This window comes from Pseudomonas sp. GP01-A4 (genome assembly GCF_058780865.1).
Genome location: NZ_JBYSWF010000010.1, coordinates 60,854 through 74,707, shown reverse-complemented (window position 1 = coordinate 74,707; position 13,854 = coordinate 60,854). Strand labels below are relative to the sequence as shown.

Sequence of the window (13,854 nt, the reverse complement as noted above, 5' to 3'; positions counted from 1 at the left end):
ATCGACCCACCCACCTCTACTCAAGGATTTTTGTACGCCATGGCACAAAAAAAGATCACAGAGGCAAAAGGCCGTGGCCGCCCACGGGCCTACGACCCCGAAACGGCAATGCAAAAAGCCCTCGGGGTGTTCTGGAGCACCGGCTATTCCGGCGCCTCACTGGACAGCATCGCCACCGCCGCCGGGATGAACAGGCCAAGCCTGTACGCCGCGTTCGGCGACAAACACGCGATCTACCTCAAGGCACTTGAGCAGTATTGGGGTCTCGCTTCTGCCGCCATCGACGAGGCGCTGGACGACCCGAGCCTGACCCTCGCAGAGGCGCTGATGCGCTTATATGAAGGCCAGTTGTCGATCTACTTTTCGGGGGATGGCGAGCCACGGGGCTGCTTTATCATCGGCACCGCAACCACTGAAGCGGTGGAGGATGCGGAGATTCGCGCCGTGCTTTTGCAGCGCCTCGACGCACTCGACGCCCATCTCGAAACCCGCTTGCGCACGGCCATCGAGGCCGGTGAGTTGAAAGGTGGTGCAGACCCGGCAGCCGTCGCCGTCCTCGCCGCGTCTTTGGTGCACAGCCTTTCGATTCGTGCACGGGCGGGCAAGCCCCACGCCGAATTGATCACCCTGGCGCGCAACGCCGTGCAGGTCATCTGCGGATGAGTGAAGGACTGGAAGACATTCTGGCCGAGCACCTGGCCGTGATTTTCTGCGGCATAAACCCGGGGCTGAAGGCCGCTGCCACCGGGCATCACTTCATGGGCAGGAGCAATCGGTTCTGGCGCACGCTGCACCTGGCCGGGTTTACGCCCCATGAAGTGCAGCCGGAGAACGACCGCACGATCCTGCAATACCAATGCGGGCTGACCACGGTGGTGGAGCGGCCTACGGCCCGGGCGGATCAGTTGTCGGCGGATGAATTCAGGGCGGCGGCGGCTAGTTTTGAACGCAAGATCGCACGCTACGCGCCACGGTATGTGGCGTTTCTGGGAAAGGCCGCCTATAGCGCGTTGAGCGGGCAGAAGCAGATTGCCTGGGGGCTTCAACCGCACACCCTGGGGTGTGCGGCGGTGTGGGTTCTGCCCAATCCCAGCGGCAGAAACCTTGGGTTTACGCTCGACCAATTGGTGCAGGCATACCAGCAATTAAGGCTGGCAACACTCAGTCCCGATTAGAACTCAACTTCTCCCACAAAAAGCTGTAGACCAGCGCACTCATATGCGCAGCCTGTGCATTGTCCGCCGCCCCGCCGTGCCCACCTTCGATATTTTCGTAGTACGTCACGTCCTTGCCGGCCTCGATCATCTTCGCCGCCAGTTTGCGGGCGTGGGCTGGATGCACCCGGTCATCGCGGGTCGAGGTCAGGAAAAACACCGGTGGGTAGGCCTTCGCCGGATCGAACAGGTGGTATGGAGAAAACGTCTGGATGTACGCCCACTCTTCAGGTACGTCCGGGTTGCCGTATTCCCCCATCCACGACGCCCCGGCCAACAGGAGGTGATAGCGCTGCATGTCGAGCAAGGGCACCTGGGAGACGATTGCACCGAACAGTTCCGGGTATTGAGTAAGCATATTGCCGACCAACAGACCACCGTTGCTGCCACCCTCCGCGCCCAGGTGTCGGGGCGAAGTAATCCCACGGTCGATCAGGTCACGGGCCACTGCGGCAAAATCTTCGTAGGCGCGCGGACGGTTCTGCTTGAGTGCGGCCTGGTGCCAGCGCGGGCCGTATTCACCGCCACCGCGAATGTTGGCAACCACGTACACCCCGCCCTTCGAAAGCCAGGCGCGGCCTGCCTTACCGGAGTAATACGGGGTCAGGGAGTATTCAAACCCGCCGTAGCCATAGAGCAAGGTCGGCGCCGTGCCGTTGCGCGGCAGGTCTTTGCCGAGCACCAGGAAATACGGCACACGAGTGCCGTCCCTGGAGACCGCAAAGTGCTGCTCGATCACGTGCTGGCTGGAATCGAAAAAGGCCGGCAGGGTTTTCAGTACCTCGGGCGGATGACCTATCTCGGCCAGCGACAAGGTGGTCGGCGTCAGGTAGTCAGTGGTCACCAGCCAGACGGCATCACTGTCGTCGCTGTCCACTGCGCTGGCACCCACCGTCCCCATGCTCGGCGCCCCGGTGAACGGGCTGTGCTGCCAGCCGTTCGCGCCGGGAGTGAGGACGCTGAGGCGGTTCTTGACGTGATCCAGTACGTTCAGCACCAGGTGATTCAGCGTCCAGAAAAACCCTGCCAGCGAGGTGCTGTCCGTAGGGGTGAACAGCACCTCGAAATCCCGCTGGCCTGCCATGAAGCGATCAAACCGGATCGCCAGCAACGAGCCGGCCACAAACACTTCATCAAGCGTCCAGTCCTCCCGCAGTTCCAGCAGCAGCCAGTCTTTGTACACCGACTTTTCCGCCGAGTTCGGCGCGTCGATTTTGCTTAGTTGGTTGTCGCTGCCCCGCAGGTACAGCTCGTTGTTGTAGAACGCCAGCGTGCGGCTGACGAAGTCACGCTCGTAGCCGGGCGTGTCGTCGTGCATCGCCGCGATGTACATATCATCCAGCGCGCCTTCATAGACAAGACTGGCGGCACTCAGCGGTGTACCGCGCTGCCACTGCTTGACGATGCGCGGGTAACCGGAACGGGTCATCGACCCTTCACCAAAATCGGTATAGACATAGACGTTGTCACGGTCGATCCAGCCCAGGCCGCCCTTGGACTCGGGCAACTGGAAGCCGTCTTCGACCCAGGTCTTGCTGGCCAGATCAAACTCGCGGGTGACATTCGCATCGGCGCCGCCACGGGACAGCGCCAGCAGGCAGCGCTGGTAGTCCGGGCGCAAGAAATCAGCACCGTGCCACACCCAGTTTTCGCCCTCGGCGGCGTTCAGTGCGTCAAGGTCCAGCAACGTTTCCCAGGCAGGCTGGGGCTTGCGGTACTCCGCCAGCGTGGTGCGACGCCACAGGCCCCGCGGGTGGGCGGCGTCCATCCAGAAGTTGTAGTAATAGGCGCCGACCTTATCGACGTAGGGGATGTTGCTGTCCGAGTCCAGTATCTCCAGCACATCGGCCTTGATCTGCTTGAAGCTGTCGGAGCGGGCGAGCCGGTCTTCGGTCTTGAGGTTCTGGGCGCGTACCCAGTCCAGTGAACGCGTGCCGTCGACGTCTTCAAGCCATTGGTAGGGATCGTTGGACGTTTCGGGAAGTTTTGACATGTTCGAATCCTGTCGAAAAGCAGAAATGGATAGCGTGCCCGACTTTGAGCCTTTTTGAGCGATAAAAAAAGCAAGAAACCGGGTGTGCCAGCCGATCTGATCGGCGATACATGGCGGACGTACCGCAGGCTGCTACGGCAGGAGGACAGGCGATGGCTGACAAAAACGTGTGGATGCTGATGGGCGCAGATGCAAAACCCTACCCAAGTCTCGAGCCGGGAACGCTGGGCGGTCACCGTCGCGGCAAGCGCTATGGAAAGCTCGACTGTCGTGCGGCGCTGGGAGCCATTGCGCGTGGCGGCTACGTGAAAAATCGCGTGTTTTTTCTCGATGAAGCGACGGCTGTCGCCGCGGGATTTCGTCCTTGTGCGGTGTGCATGCCTGCCGAATATCGTCTGTTTCGAGGGCACGCCTGAATCGAGTGTCCGGGACAAATTCCGGGCAAAAAAAAGCCTGCATCGCTGCAGGCTTTTTTACTATCTGGCTCCACGACCTGGACTCGAACCAGGGACCCAATGATTAACAGTCATTTGCTCTACCAACTGAGCTATCGCGGAATGCGCCGTATGTTACTGATTGAAAAGGAGAAGTCAAGCATTCAGTGAGATTTTTGCTTCACCCCAGGTGCGCCGCGCTGGAAAATCACCACGCCACTTCCTGTCACGACGCTGTCATACGTCAACGCCAACATCCGCAGATACCCCGCCCCTACCCTCTTCTTGAAGGACGACACATGCACACTCGCTCAGGCCCGCCAGCGGTAAAAACCCTGCTTGCCCGTTTTATCGTTATCGGATGCAGCCTGACGGTGAGCGCGTGTGACAGTGTGACCGGAAGCGCGCCTGCCGCCTCTGGTTCCTTCAAAACCCTGGACGGCGCACCGCCGCTGGTTATCGGCCATCGCGGCCTGCCAGGACTGTACCCGGAAGAAACCCGGGCCTCCTACGAGCATGCAGCCGACGCTGGTGCGGATTCGCTGGAGCTGGACCTGCACATGACCAAGGACTGTATATTGGTGGCCCGGCACAATCCCTGGTTGAGCGACAACACCAACATCAGCGACGTCGCGAAGACCAATCCCGAAGTTGCACGCCGCAAGCGCACGGTGCCGGGTGTACTGGTTAACGTCAGGTATCCGGCCACTGCAGAAAATGGCCCGGCCCAGTACCTGAGTGATCTGACTGACCCCAACGATCCAAAATCCGTGTTGAAGTCCTTGATCGTGGATGGCGAAGACCATACCAACGACTGGTCAATCAGCGATTTCACCCTGGCCGAACTCAAGCAATGGATCGGCGGCACGACGTACGACGCCCGCGACGAGCGCCCGACCGAACTCAACGGCAAGCTGCCGATCCTGAGTTTCCAGGAAGTGATCGACATCGCGAAAGCCAAAAGCGCCGCCACTGGCCGGGTGATTACCACCTACCCGGAAAGCAAGAACCCGATCTGGAACAATGCCCAGGCCATCGCCAACGGCTGCGGCGCGCCGGGCAGTCATCCGTTCGAAGCGGCGTTTCTCAAGACCCTTGAAGACAACAACCTCAATCGCAAAGACGCGCCGGTGTTCGTGCAGAGCTTCGACCCGAACAGCCTGAAATACCTGCGCTCCATCGGCCTGCAAACCAGGGCGGTTCAACTGGTGGATGGGAACGGGGTGAACTTCAAGACCGGCGAGACCATTTTCATCACCGACAAACCCAACACCTTCGTCAGCGGCCGCCCCTACAGCTGGACCGTCGCCGGCGACCCACGCGCCTTTGGTGCGATGCTGACCCCGGCCGGGCTGGCCGAGGTCAAGACCTATGCCGACGGCATCGGGCCGTGGAAGCCGCAAGCGATGTTGCTGACCGCCGCTTCAGCGCAAAACCCCGGCTTGCCCGAGGTCGATACCTTCAAGCCCACCAGCCTGATCAGCGATGCGCACAAGGCCGGCCTGTTCGTGCATATTTTCACCTTCCGCAACGAAGCCAAATACCTGGCCGGCGCTTACAAGGGCAGCCCGGCGGCGGAATACATGGCCTTTTTCCGCGCCGGTGTTGACGGTGTGTTTACGGATTTCACGCCGACTGCCGTTGCGGCCCGAACTGCCTACCTTAAAGAAGTCGCGCGCTAAAAAGTCGTGCGCAAAGATGGCGGCCTTATGGGCCGCCATCCTTCAGTCAAGTTGCTCAATCACCCCTCCTGCCTTGAGCTGCCCCAGCTGCTCCGCCGACAACCCGAGGCGCTCGCCCAGTACCTCATCGGTATGCTGCCCCAACATCGGCGCCGGCCTTACATACTCTACCGGCGTGCCCGACATCTTGATCGGGCTGCCGACCATCTCGAACTGCGGATTCCTGGGGTGCGGGATCTTCACCATCAACCCACGGGCAATCACCTGCGGCTCTTCCAGGGATTGCGCGATGTTGTTGATCGCCCCCACCGGTACTTTCGAGGCGTGAATACTCGCCACCCACTCGTCCGCCGTGCGCCCCAGGAAGTGCGCCGACAACAGTTCGACAATCTCCGCCCGATGTGCAACCCGATCGGCATTGCGCCGAAAGCGCGGGTCTTCCGGCAGGTGCGGCAAACCGATGCTGTGGCACAGCGCTACAAACTGGCTGTCGTTGCCGCAGGCAATAATGAAGTCGCGGTCGGCGGCGCGGAACACCTGGTACGGCACGATGTTGGCGTGGGCGTTGCCGAAACGCTGCGGCACCTTGCCCGAGGCCAAGTAGTTCATGCTCTGGTTGGCCAGGGTTGCCACTTGTACGTCCAGCAGCGCCATGTCGATGTGTTGGCCAACGCCGGTGCGTTCGCGGCTGAGCAGTGCGGCCTGGATCGCGACGGTGGAATACAGGCCGGTCATCAGGTCGGAGAACGCCACGCCGACTTTTTGCGGGCCGCCGCCGGGCAGGTCGTCGCGTTCGCCGGTGATGCTCATCAGGCCGCCGATGCCCTGGATGATGAAGTCGTAGCCGGGTTCTTCGGCGCGCGGGCCGGTCTGGCCGAAGCCGGTGATGGAGCAGTACACCAACCGTGGATTGATCTCGGCCAGGGTCGCGTAATCCAGGCCATAACGCGCCAGGGAACCGGCCTTGTAGTTTTCGATCAGTACGTCGGAGCTGGCCGCCAGGGCCCGCACCAGTTCCTGGCCTTCGCTGGTGGCCAGGTCAATGGCCACGGATAGTTTGCCGCGGTTGGTGGACTGGTAATAAGACGCCTGCCCGGACGACTCGCCGGTGTCGGTCTTCATCCACGGCGGGCCCCAGCCGCGGGTATCGTCGCCACTCTGTGGCCGTTCGATCTTGATCACTTCCGCGCCCAGGTCGGCCAACACCTGGCCACACCAGGGCCCGGCCAATACCCGGCTTAAGTCCAGCACCCGCAAACCTGTCAATGCACCCATTATTCTTGTCCTGTGATGAATCGAAATCAGCCGACTGCCGGCTCTTCATGACGCAGGGAAATCCCCAGCGCCGCACGCCGCCGCAGCCAGGGGCTGGGGCGATAACGTGGGTCGTGGGTAAGTTCGCTCATGCGTTGCAAAATCGTGAGGATGCGCCGTGGCCCGAGGGCATCGCCCCAGGCGAGCGGGCCTTGTGGATAACCCAGGCCGAGTTGTACGGCCTGGTCAATATCGTCGACGCTGGCGATGCGTTGCTGGGCAATGTCGCAGGCCAGGTTGACCACCATCGCCAGGGTGCGCTGGGCAACGAAGCCGACGCTGTCGCTGATCACTGTCACACCTACACCGTCATTGGCGAGCAACGCGTGGGCGGCATCGCGGGTGGCGGTGGACGTCAGCGGGTTTTGCATCAGGGTGCGGTGGCGCGACAGGTCGGTCAGCAGGTCGATGCACAGGGTGCGTGCCGGGTCAGTGTGGAAGCGCTCGCTGGCCGAGGTGGCGTCGAGACCGTAGGGCGCCAGCAGGCACAACGCTTCAGGCGAAGGCTGCGCCGCGCTTTCAAGGTGTGCGCCCAACTCGATCACCAGGGCGCTGAGGCGCTCGTAGTCTTCGGCGTTTTCGGTGGCGATCCATACCGGCGGGAATTGCTTGATGGAAGGCACCGGCTGCGGCTGCGGGCCGTCCACCACCTGGCCATTTTCATAGCGGTAGAAGCCCTGCCCGCTCTTGCGCCCGAAGCGTCCGCCCACCAGCATCTGGCGGGTCAAGGGCGATGGTTTGTAGCGCGGGTCCTGATAGAACTGGTTGTAGATCGACTCCATCACCGGGTGGGAAACGTCGAGCCCGGTGAGGTCCAGCAGTTCCAGCGGCCCCATGCGAAAGCCTGCGCCTTCACGCAGGATACGGTCGATGTCGCCACGCTCGGCAATGCCTTCATCGAGCATCTTCAAGGCTTCGGTGCCGTACGCACGGCCGGCGTGGTTGACGATGAAACCCGGAGTGTCCTTGGCGCGCACGCCGCGATGGCCGGTACGGGCGACGAAGGCCAACAGGTCATCGCCGACCTTCGGTGCGGTGGCCAGGCCGTCGATTACTTCGACGACGCGCATCAACGGTACCGGGTTGAAAAAGTGCAGCCCGGCGACCCGCTCAGGGTGTTGGCAGCCGGTGGCGATGGCCGTGACCGACAGCGACGAGGTGTTGGTGGCGAGGATGCACGCCGCGCTGACCACACCTTCCAGCTGCTGCAACAGGCCGCGCTTGGCCTCGAGGTTTTCGACAATGGCTTCCACCACCAGGTCGCAGTCGTGCAGCGCCTCAATGGTGGCGGCAACTTGCAGGTTCGCAAGCGCAGCGTCCACCGCTGCCTGGGTGATCTTGCCCTTGGCGGCCAGCTTCGAGAGCGTGGCGCCGAGGTTATCCCGAGCGGTTTGCGCCGCACCGTCGCGGGCATCGAACAAGCGCACCAACACGCCCGCCTGAGCGGCAATCTGAGCAATCCCGGCGCCCATCACGCCGGTGCCTACCAGGCCCATGATCTTGATTGAATCAGCCATTGTCATTCCCCCAGGTAGTTCGCGGTGCGTTTTTCGAAGAACGCCGCGGCGCCCTCCTTCTGGTCTGCCGAATCGAACAGCAGTTGAAAGGCCTTGCGCTCCAACACCAGCGCGCTTTCCAGCGGCAGGTCGGCGCCGGCCAGCATCACTTCCTTGATCTGTTCCACCGCCAGTGGCGGCAAGGCGGCGATCTGCGCGGCCAGTTCCAGGGCGCGGGGGATGGTCTGGTCGTCGGCCACCACTTCGCTGAGCATGCCCATGGCCAGGGCTTCCGGGGCCTTGACCATGCAGCCGGTCAACGCGATGCGCATGGCCTGGAACTTACCCACGGCGCGTACCAGGCGCTGGGTGCCACCGGCGCCCGGCATCAGGCCCAACTTGACCTCGGGCTGGGCGAAGCGCGCCGATTCCCCGGCGACGATCAGGTCGCAATGCATGGCCAGCTCACAACCGCCGCCCAGGGCAAACCCGTTCACCGCGGCGATCACCGGCTTGGGGCAGCGGCTGATGGCTTCCCACAGGTATTCGGTGTGGCGGCGATACATCTCGATCGGGCTGGCGCTGGCGAATTCCTTGATGTCGGCACCGGCCACGAAGAACTGGTCGCCGCCGGTGAGCACGATGGCGCGCACATCACGGCGCTTGGCCAGAGCACGAAAGTGCTCGGCCAGCTCTTCGCGAACCTGGGCGTTCAAGGCGTTTTTCACTTCGGGACGGTGGATGCGTACCACGGCGACGCCATTGTCCTGGACGTCGAGGTGCACTACGGGTTGGTCGAGGCTGGCCACAAATTCTCCTGCTGCAATGTTCTTGTTAGTTCGGATATCGCCAGTTTCGCTATGCGAAACAACATTCCGTATTTAGCGATAATCATAAGGACCGAGTCGCCGTGATGTAAACGTAAAAACCTGACCCTCCGATAAATCGGGCTATAACTCGTTGTTTAGACGAGTTTTATTAAACAAAAAGACAACGCCACGCAAAGTTGATTAGTTTCGCTGTGCGGAATACAATTTTGTTTTGTTGATTTTCTAAAAAAAGGGGGACTAACATGCGCCGTCGAAACCTGGACCCGAACACACCCGAAACACCTGCCGGCAACCACGCCTTCGAGCACTTGCTGATCGATCCGATGAATGCCGACGAGGAAGAAGACAAGGACCGCCAGTTCGTCACCGCCCTGGCCCGTGGCCTGGAATTGCTGCGCTGCTTCACCCCCAGCGAAAGCGTGCTGGGTAACCAGGAGCTGGCACGCAAGACCGGGCTGCCAAAGCCGACGATTACGCGGATGACCCACACGCTGACCCGCTTGGGCTATCTCAAGCACCTGCCGCAGTCAGGCCGGTATCAGCTGGATGTGGGCGTGATGGCATTCGGTTACGCAATGCTGTCGAACCTGTCGGTGCGGGCCGTGGCCCATCCGCTGATGGAGACGATGGCCAAGTACGCCCAGGCCGCGGTGGCGATGGCCACGCGGGACCGCCTGGACATGGTTTACCTGGACGTGGTCCAGGGTGAAGCCAACATGACCATGCGCCGCCAGGTCGGCACACGGTTGCCGTTGCACTTGAGTTCCGCAGGCCGCGCCTGCCTGGCAGCGATGCCGGAAAACGAGCGGGAATTTATCCTCGACCATATCCGCCAGCGTCATCTGGAGGACTGGCCGGGCATCAGGAAGGGTCTGGAACGTGCCTTCCGGGATTACACCGATTTCGGCTACTGCATGTCGATCGGTGAGTGGCACCGCGATGTAAACGCCATCGCCGTACCGCTGCTGCATGCACAACATGGGCTGCTGACGTTCAACTGTGGCGGGCCGAGCTTTCACCTTTCCCGGGAGAAACTCGAGGACGACATCGGGCCCCGTCTCAAGCACATGGTGAACAACATCGAGGCCGCCGCCCGCTAGACAGATCGGTGCAAGGCCTCGGCAGATTGACGACAACAGGCCCGCCGAACGGGCCGCTGAGGAATGCACATGATCCGAGACCCCGAAACGCTTCATCTGTTGCTGGAAACCCTGCAGCAGTTCGTCAACGAGGCGCTGATCCCCCGGGAAAACGAACTGGCCGAGACCGATGACGTCCCGGCGGATATCGTCAGCCAGTTCCGCGAGCTGGGCCTGTTTGGCCTGACCTTGCCTGAAGCCTACGGCGGCCTCGGGCTGACCATGGAAGAAGAGGTCAACGTGGCCTTTGAACTGGGCCGCACCTCGCCGGCATTCCGCTCCTACTTCGGCACCAACAACGGCATCGGCTCCATCGGCATCCTGCTGGACGGCACCGAGGCGCAGAAGCAGCACTACCTGCCAAAACTCGCCAGCGGTGAACTGCTCAGTTCGTTCTGCCTGACCGAGCCGGACTCCGGCTCCGACGCCGCCTCGCTGAAAACCACGGCGGTGCGCGACGGTGACCACTATGTCATCAACGGCACCAAGCGCTTTATCACCAACGCCCCCCACGCCGGGATCTACACGGTGATGGCCCGTACCAACCCGGACATCAAGGGCGCGGGCGGCATCAGTGCATTCATTGTCGAGCGCAACACCCCCGGCCTGTCCCTGGGCAAGCGCGACCACAAGATGGGCCAGAAAGGCGCCCACACTTGCGACGTGATATTCGACAACGTGCGCGTACCGGCCGACCAACTGATCGGTGGCGTCGAAGGCGTGGGGTTCAAGACCGCAATGAAGGTGCTCGACAAGGGCCGCCTGCACATTGCCGCCGTCAGCGTCGGGGCCGCCGAGCGCATGCTCGACGATGCCCTGAACTACGCCCTGGAGCGCAAGCAGTTCGGCCAGCCGATCGCCGAGTTCCAGCTGATCCAGGCGATGCTCGCCGACAGCAAGGCCGAGATCTACGCCGCCCGCTGCATGGTGGTGGACGCCGCGCGCAAGCGTGACGAAGGCCTGAACATCGGCACCGAAGCGTCCTGCTCGAAAATGTTCGCCACGGAAATGTGCGGCCGCGTGGCCGACCGTTGTGTGCAGATTCACGGCGGTGCCGGGTATGTGAGCGAGTACGCCATCGAGCGGTTCTATCGCGATGTGCGCTTGTTCCGCCTGTATGAAGGCACTACGCAGATCCAGCAATTGGTGATCGCCCGCAACATGATTCGCGAGGCCAAGCACTGAACCCCGGGAACAACACTGGACCAATGTGGGAGCGGGCTTGCTCGCGAATGCGGTACATCAGCCACCGGATGCATTAACTGACACACCGTTTTCGCGAGCAAGCCCGCTCCCACATTTTGACCGTGTTCCAACCGCATTACCGCAACACCCATAACTTGTGCCCTAACAACTACAACAAGGTATCGCTATGGAAGTCGCCGCTTCGGCGGGTGCGTTGTCGCCCGCGCAAAACAAACTGTGGATCATCGTATTCATCTTCTGCTTCCTCGGCCTGCTGATCGACGGTGCCGACTTGATGCTGCTGTCCTACAGCCTCAGCAGCCTCAAGGCCGAGTTCGGCCTGACCAGCGTCGAAGCCGGCAGCCTGGGCAGCTTCACCCTGGCCGGGATGGCCATCGGCGGGATTTACGGCGGTTGGGCCTGTGACCGTTTTGGCCGGGTGAAAACCGTGGTCTGGAGCATCGTGCTGTTCTCCGCCGGCACGGCGATCCTGGGCATGACCCACAGCTATTGGCAGTTCGCGAGCACCCGTTTCTTCGCGTCCCTGGGCCTCGGCGCGCTGTATGTCGCGTGCAACACCCTGATGGCCGAATACGTGCCGACCCGCTATCGCACCACCGTGCTCGGCACCTTGCAGGCCGGTTGGTCGGTGGGCTATATCGTCGCCACCCTGCTCGCCGGCTGGATCCTGCCGAACCACGGCTGGCGCTGGTTGTTCTACGTGGCGATCATCCCGGTGATCCTCGCCGTACTGATGCAACGCCTGGTGCCGGAGCCGCAAGCCTGGATCAAGGCCCAGGCCGAACGTGCCCGGGAAAAGGCCGAAGGCATCAAGCGCGTGTCGGCGAAGAAACCCGACGGCATGTTCAAGCTGATCTTCAGCGACCCGAAAGCCAGCCGCATGTTTATCCTCTGGGCACTGACCGCAGGCTTCCTGCAGTTCGGCTACTACGGCGTGAACAACTGGATGCCGTCGTACCTGGAAGGCGAGCTGGGGATGAACTTCAAGTCGATGACCAGCTACATGGTCGGCACCTACGCGGCGATGATTTTCGGCAAGATCCTCGCCGGGCTCGCGGCAGACCGCCTGGGCCGGCGCCTGGTGTTCGCCGTCGGCGCGCTGGGCACGGCGATTTTCCTGCCGGTGATCGTGCTGTTCCAGAGCCCGGACAACATCCTGTGGATGCTGATTGTGTTCGGTTTCCTGTACGGCATCCCCTACGGCGTGAATGCGACCTACATGACCGAAAGCTTCGAAGCGAAATTTCGCGGCTCGGCAGTGGGCGGCGCCTACAACATTGGCCGAATCGGCGCGGCGGTGGCACCGGCAGCCATTGGTTTCCTGGCGTCCCATGGCTCGATTGGCGTGGGATTCCTGGTCATGGGCGGCGCGTACTTTATCTGCGGCGTGATCCCAGCGCTGTTTATCCGCGACAAGCAGTTCGACCCGCAAAAACAATAAGCCCAACCCGGGGCCCGCGGCGACGCGGCCCCGGCTATAAGACGTGCGGCAGTTATACCCTTAGGTAAACCGGGCTAGACTGTACGTCAGTCCTACGGAACTGAAGGAACAGTACGACGCTCTCACCCAGCCTGTAAGACAGTTTTGTGCTTAGAGGCTCATTCGTTTATGAAAACACCGACCCAGACCAACGCAATTGACTTCGACAGCGCCAAATTGCAACGCCTGGGCTTTGGTCAGCCTTCCCTTCTTACACGACGCCCCGCGACGGTTGAGCAACTTCGCCAGCAACTGGGCATGCAATTGCAAACCAGCCTGGAGCCGGAGCATATCCTTGCGTTGTTCTTCCGCGATATCCAACGCCTGGTGCCGCTGGACGCCCTGCAATACCGCCACGAAGCCAGCGACCTGCGCCTGGAGTACGGTCACCGCGGCCATCATTCGGTGAGCTATGCCCTCAGCCATGAAGGCGAGCACCTTGGCGAACTGGTGTTTCGGCGCAACCAACGCTTTCTCGAAGACGAACTGGCCAACCTGGAATCGCTGCTGGCCACCTTGCTCTACCCGATGCGCAATGCCCTGCTCTACCGTGCGGCGACTCGCAGTGCCCTGCGCGACCCACTGACCGAAACCGGTAACCGCATCGCCATGGACCAGACCCTGCAACGGGAAATCGACATGGCTCGCCGGCACCTGCAACCGCTGTCCTTGCTGATGCTGGACATCGACCACTTCAAGCACATCAACGACAGCCACGGCCATGCCACGGGCGACAAGGTGCTCAAGGCCGTCGCCGCCTCGATCAAGAGCCAGCTGCGCAATGTGGACATGGTGTTCCGGTTTGGCGGGGAAGAGTTTCTGATCCTGCTGTCCAACACCGGCCGGGACGCGGCATCGATGGTCGGCGAGCGCCTGCGCCAGGCGGCACAGGCCCAGGATTATTGGGCGGATGATGAGCGGATCGAATTGACGGTGAGCCTGGGCTGCTCGACCTTGCTGGCGGGAGAGTCCGCCGAGAGCCTGTTGCGCCGGGCGGACAGTGCCTTGTATGTGGCCAAGCGTGAAGGCCGCAATCGGCTGGCAATGGCGGGGTAATTTACCCCGC

The 13,854-nt window shown here is 61.8% G+C and carries 12 protein-coding genes and 1 tRNA gene; 8 read left to right on the top strand and 5 right to left on the bottom strand.

Annotation, left to right across the window (positions count from 1 at the left end):
- The first annotated feature begins 39 nt into the window (after positions 1–39).
- Both AC3WKX_RS09090 and mug read left to right on the top strand, forming a co-directional pair.
- The gene (locus tag AC3WKX_RS09090; protein WP_003216516.1) at positions 40–663 is read left to right on the top strand and encodes a TetR/AcrR family transcriptional regulator; all 624 of its coding nucleotides are present in this window, start codon (positions 40–42) and stop codon (positions 661–663) included.
- Positions 660–1,175 carry a G/U mismatch-specific DNA glycosylase gene (mug, locus tag AC3WKX_RS09085; protein WP_102605268.1) on the top strand — a complete coding sequence of 172 codons (516 nt, stop codon included), beginning with the start codon at positions 660–662 and terminating at the stop codon, positions 1,173–1,175. Before AC3WKX_RS09090 ends, mug begins: the two co-directional genes overlap by 4 nt.
- Here mug and AC3WKX_RS09080 read toward each other — a convergent pair.
- A complete protein-coding gene (locus tag AC3WKX_RS09080) occupies positions 1,162–3,207 on the bottom strand; it encodes a prolyl oligopeptidase family serine peptidase (protein WP_102605269.1) in 2,046 nt (681 codons plus the stop codon). The genes mug and AC3WKX_RS09080 overlap by 14 nt on opposite strands.
- A gap of 152 nt (positions 3,208–3,359) precedes the next feature.
- On the opposite strand from AC3WKX_RS09080, the gene AC3WKX_RS09075 reads away from it, so the two are divergent.
- Positions 3,360–3,623, top strand: coding sequence for an Ada metal-binding domain-containing protein (locus AC3WKX_RS09075; protein ID WP_102605270.1), 264 nt, complete (start codon positions 3,360–3,362; stop codon positions 3,621–3,623).
- Positions 3,624–3,688: 65 nt separating this feature from the next.
- Here the strand turns inward: AC3WKX_RS09075 and AC3WKX_RS09070 are convergent.
- Positions 3,689–3,764, bottom strand: a tRNA-Asn gene (locus AC3WKX_RS09070).
- A gap of 176 nt (positions 3,765–3,940) precedes the next feature.
- Here AC3WKX_RS09070 and AC3WKX_RS09065 point away from each other — a divergent pair.
- The gene (locus tag AC3WKX_RS09065) at positions 3,941–5,323 is read left to right on the top strand and encodes a glycerophosphodiester phosphodiesterase family protein (protein ID WP_102605271.1); all 1,383 of its coding nucleotides are present in this window, start codon (positions 3,941–3,943) and stop codon (positions 5,321–5,323) included.
- Between the two features lie 42 nt (positions 5,324–5,365).
- Here AC3WKX_RS09065 and AC3WKX_RS09060 read toward each other — a convergent pair whose 3' ends face one another.
- From AC3WKX_RS09060 to AC3WKX_RS09050, 3 genes are read right to left on the bottom strand one after another with little or no spacing between them, the layout of a single operon-like run.
- Positions 5,366–6,598: a CaiB/BaiF CoA transferase family protein gene (locus tag AC3WKX_RS09060; RefSeq protein ID WP_003216714.1), complete on the bottom strand. Its 1,233-nt coding sequence runs from the start codon at positions 6,596–6,598 to the stop codon at positions 5,366–5,368.
- Positions 6,599–6,624: 26 nt separating this feature from the next.
- Entirely contained in the window at positions 6,625–8,154 is a 1,530-nt protein-coding gene (locus tag AC3WKX_RS09055; RefSeq protein WP_087692952.1) for a 3-hydroxyacyl-CoA dehydrogenase, read from the bottom strand.
- A 2-nt stretch (positions 8,155–8,156) separates the two neighbouring features.
- On the bottom strand, positions 8,157–8,942 hold the full coding sequence (locus AC3WKX_RS09050; RefSeq protein ID WP_010175990.1) for an enoyl-CoA hydratase: 786 nt from the start codon (positions 8,940–8,942) through the stop codon (positions 8,157–8,159).
- Positions 8,943–9,205: 263 nt separating this feature from the next.
- Between AC3WKX_RS09050 and AC3WKX_RS09045 the strand changes: the two genes are divergently transcribed.
- The 4 genes from AC3WKX_RS09045 to AC3WKX_RS09030 all read left to right on the top strand — a co-directional run bounded on the left by AC3WKX_RS09045 (position 9,206) and on the right by AC3WKX_RS09030 (position 13,844).
- Positions 9,206–10,063 (top strand): IclR family transcriptional regulator, encoded by an 858-nt coding sequence (locus AC3WKX_RS09045; RefSeq protein WP_008433245.1) that lies wholly within the window; start codon positions 9,206–9,208, stop codon positions 10,061–10,063.
- Between the two features lie 69 nt (positions 10,064–10,132).
- Entirely contained in the window at positions 10,133–11,287 is a 1,155-nt protein-coding gene (locus tag AC3WKX_RS09040) for an acyl-CoA dehydrogenase family protein (RefSeq protein ID WP_102605272.1), read from the top strand.
- 187 nt (positions 11,288–11,474) lie between these two features.
- Positions 11,475–12,749: an MFS transporter gene (locus AC3WKX_RS09035; RefSeq protein WP_003216727.1), complete on the top strand. Its 1,275-nt coding sequence runs from the start codon at positions 11,475–11,477 to the stop codon at positions 12,747–12,749.
- A gap of 168 nt (positions 12,750–12,917) precedes the next feature.
- Entirely contained in the window at positions 12,918–13,844 is a 927-nt protein-coding gene (locus AC3WKX_RS09030; RefSeq protein WP_102605273.1) for a GGDEF domain-containing protein, read from the top strand.
- Positions 13,845–13,854 lie beyond the last annotated feature (10 nt).

What these genes read in the sequence shown, in the direction of transcription:
- AC3WKX_RS09090 (WP_003216516.1), top strand. Translation starts at nt 40, where the DNA reads ATGGCACAAAAAAAGATCACAGAGGCAAAAGGCCGTGGCCGCCCACGG.
- mug (WP_102605268.1), top strand. Translation starts at nt 660, where the DNA reads ATGAGTGAAGGACTGGAAGACATTCTGGCCGAGCACCTGGCCGTGATT.
- AC3WKX_RS09080 (WP_102605269.1), bottom strand. Translation starts at nt 3,207, where the DNA reads ATGTCAAAACTTCCCGAAACGTCCAACGATCCCTACCAATGGCTTGAA.
- AC3WKX_RS09075 (WP_102605270.1), top strand. Translation starts at nt 3,360, where the DNA reads ATGGCTGACAAAAACGTGTGGATGCTGATGGGCGCAGATGCAAAACCC.
- AC3WKX_RS09065 (WP_102605271.1), top strand. Translation starts at nt 3,941, where the DNA reads ATGCACACTCGCTCAGGCCCGCCAGCGGTAAAAACCCTGCTTGCCCGT.
- AC3WKX_RS09060 (WP_003216714.1), bottom strand. Translation starts at nt 6,598, where the DNA reads ATGGGTGCATTGACAGGTTTGCGGGTGCTGGACTTAAGCCGGGTATTG.
- AC3WKX_RS09055 (WP_087692952.1), bottom strand. Translation starts at nt 8,154, where the DNA reads ATGGCTGATTCAATCAAGATCATGGGCCTGGTAGGCACCGGCGTGATG.
- AC3WKX_RS09045 (WP_008433245.1), top strand. Translation starts at nt 9,206, where the DNA reads ATGCGCCGTCGAAACCTGGACCCGAACACACCCGAAACACCTGCCGGC.
- AC3WKX_RS09040 (WP_102605272.1), top strand. Translation starts at nt 10,133, where the DNA reads ATGATCCGAGACCCCGAAACGCTTCATCTGTTGCTGGAAACCCTGCAG.
- AC3WKX_RS09035 (WP_003216727.1), top strand. Translation starts at nt 11,475, where the DNA reads ATGGAAGTCGCCGCTTCGGCGGGTGCGTTGTCGCCCGCGCAAAACAAA.
- AC3WKX_RS09030 (WP_102605273.1), top strand. Translation starts at nt 12,918, where the DNA reads ATGAAAACACCGACCCAGACCAACGCAATTGACTTCGACAGCGCCAAA.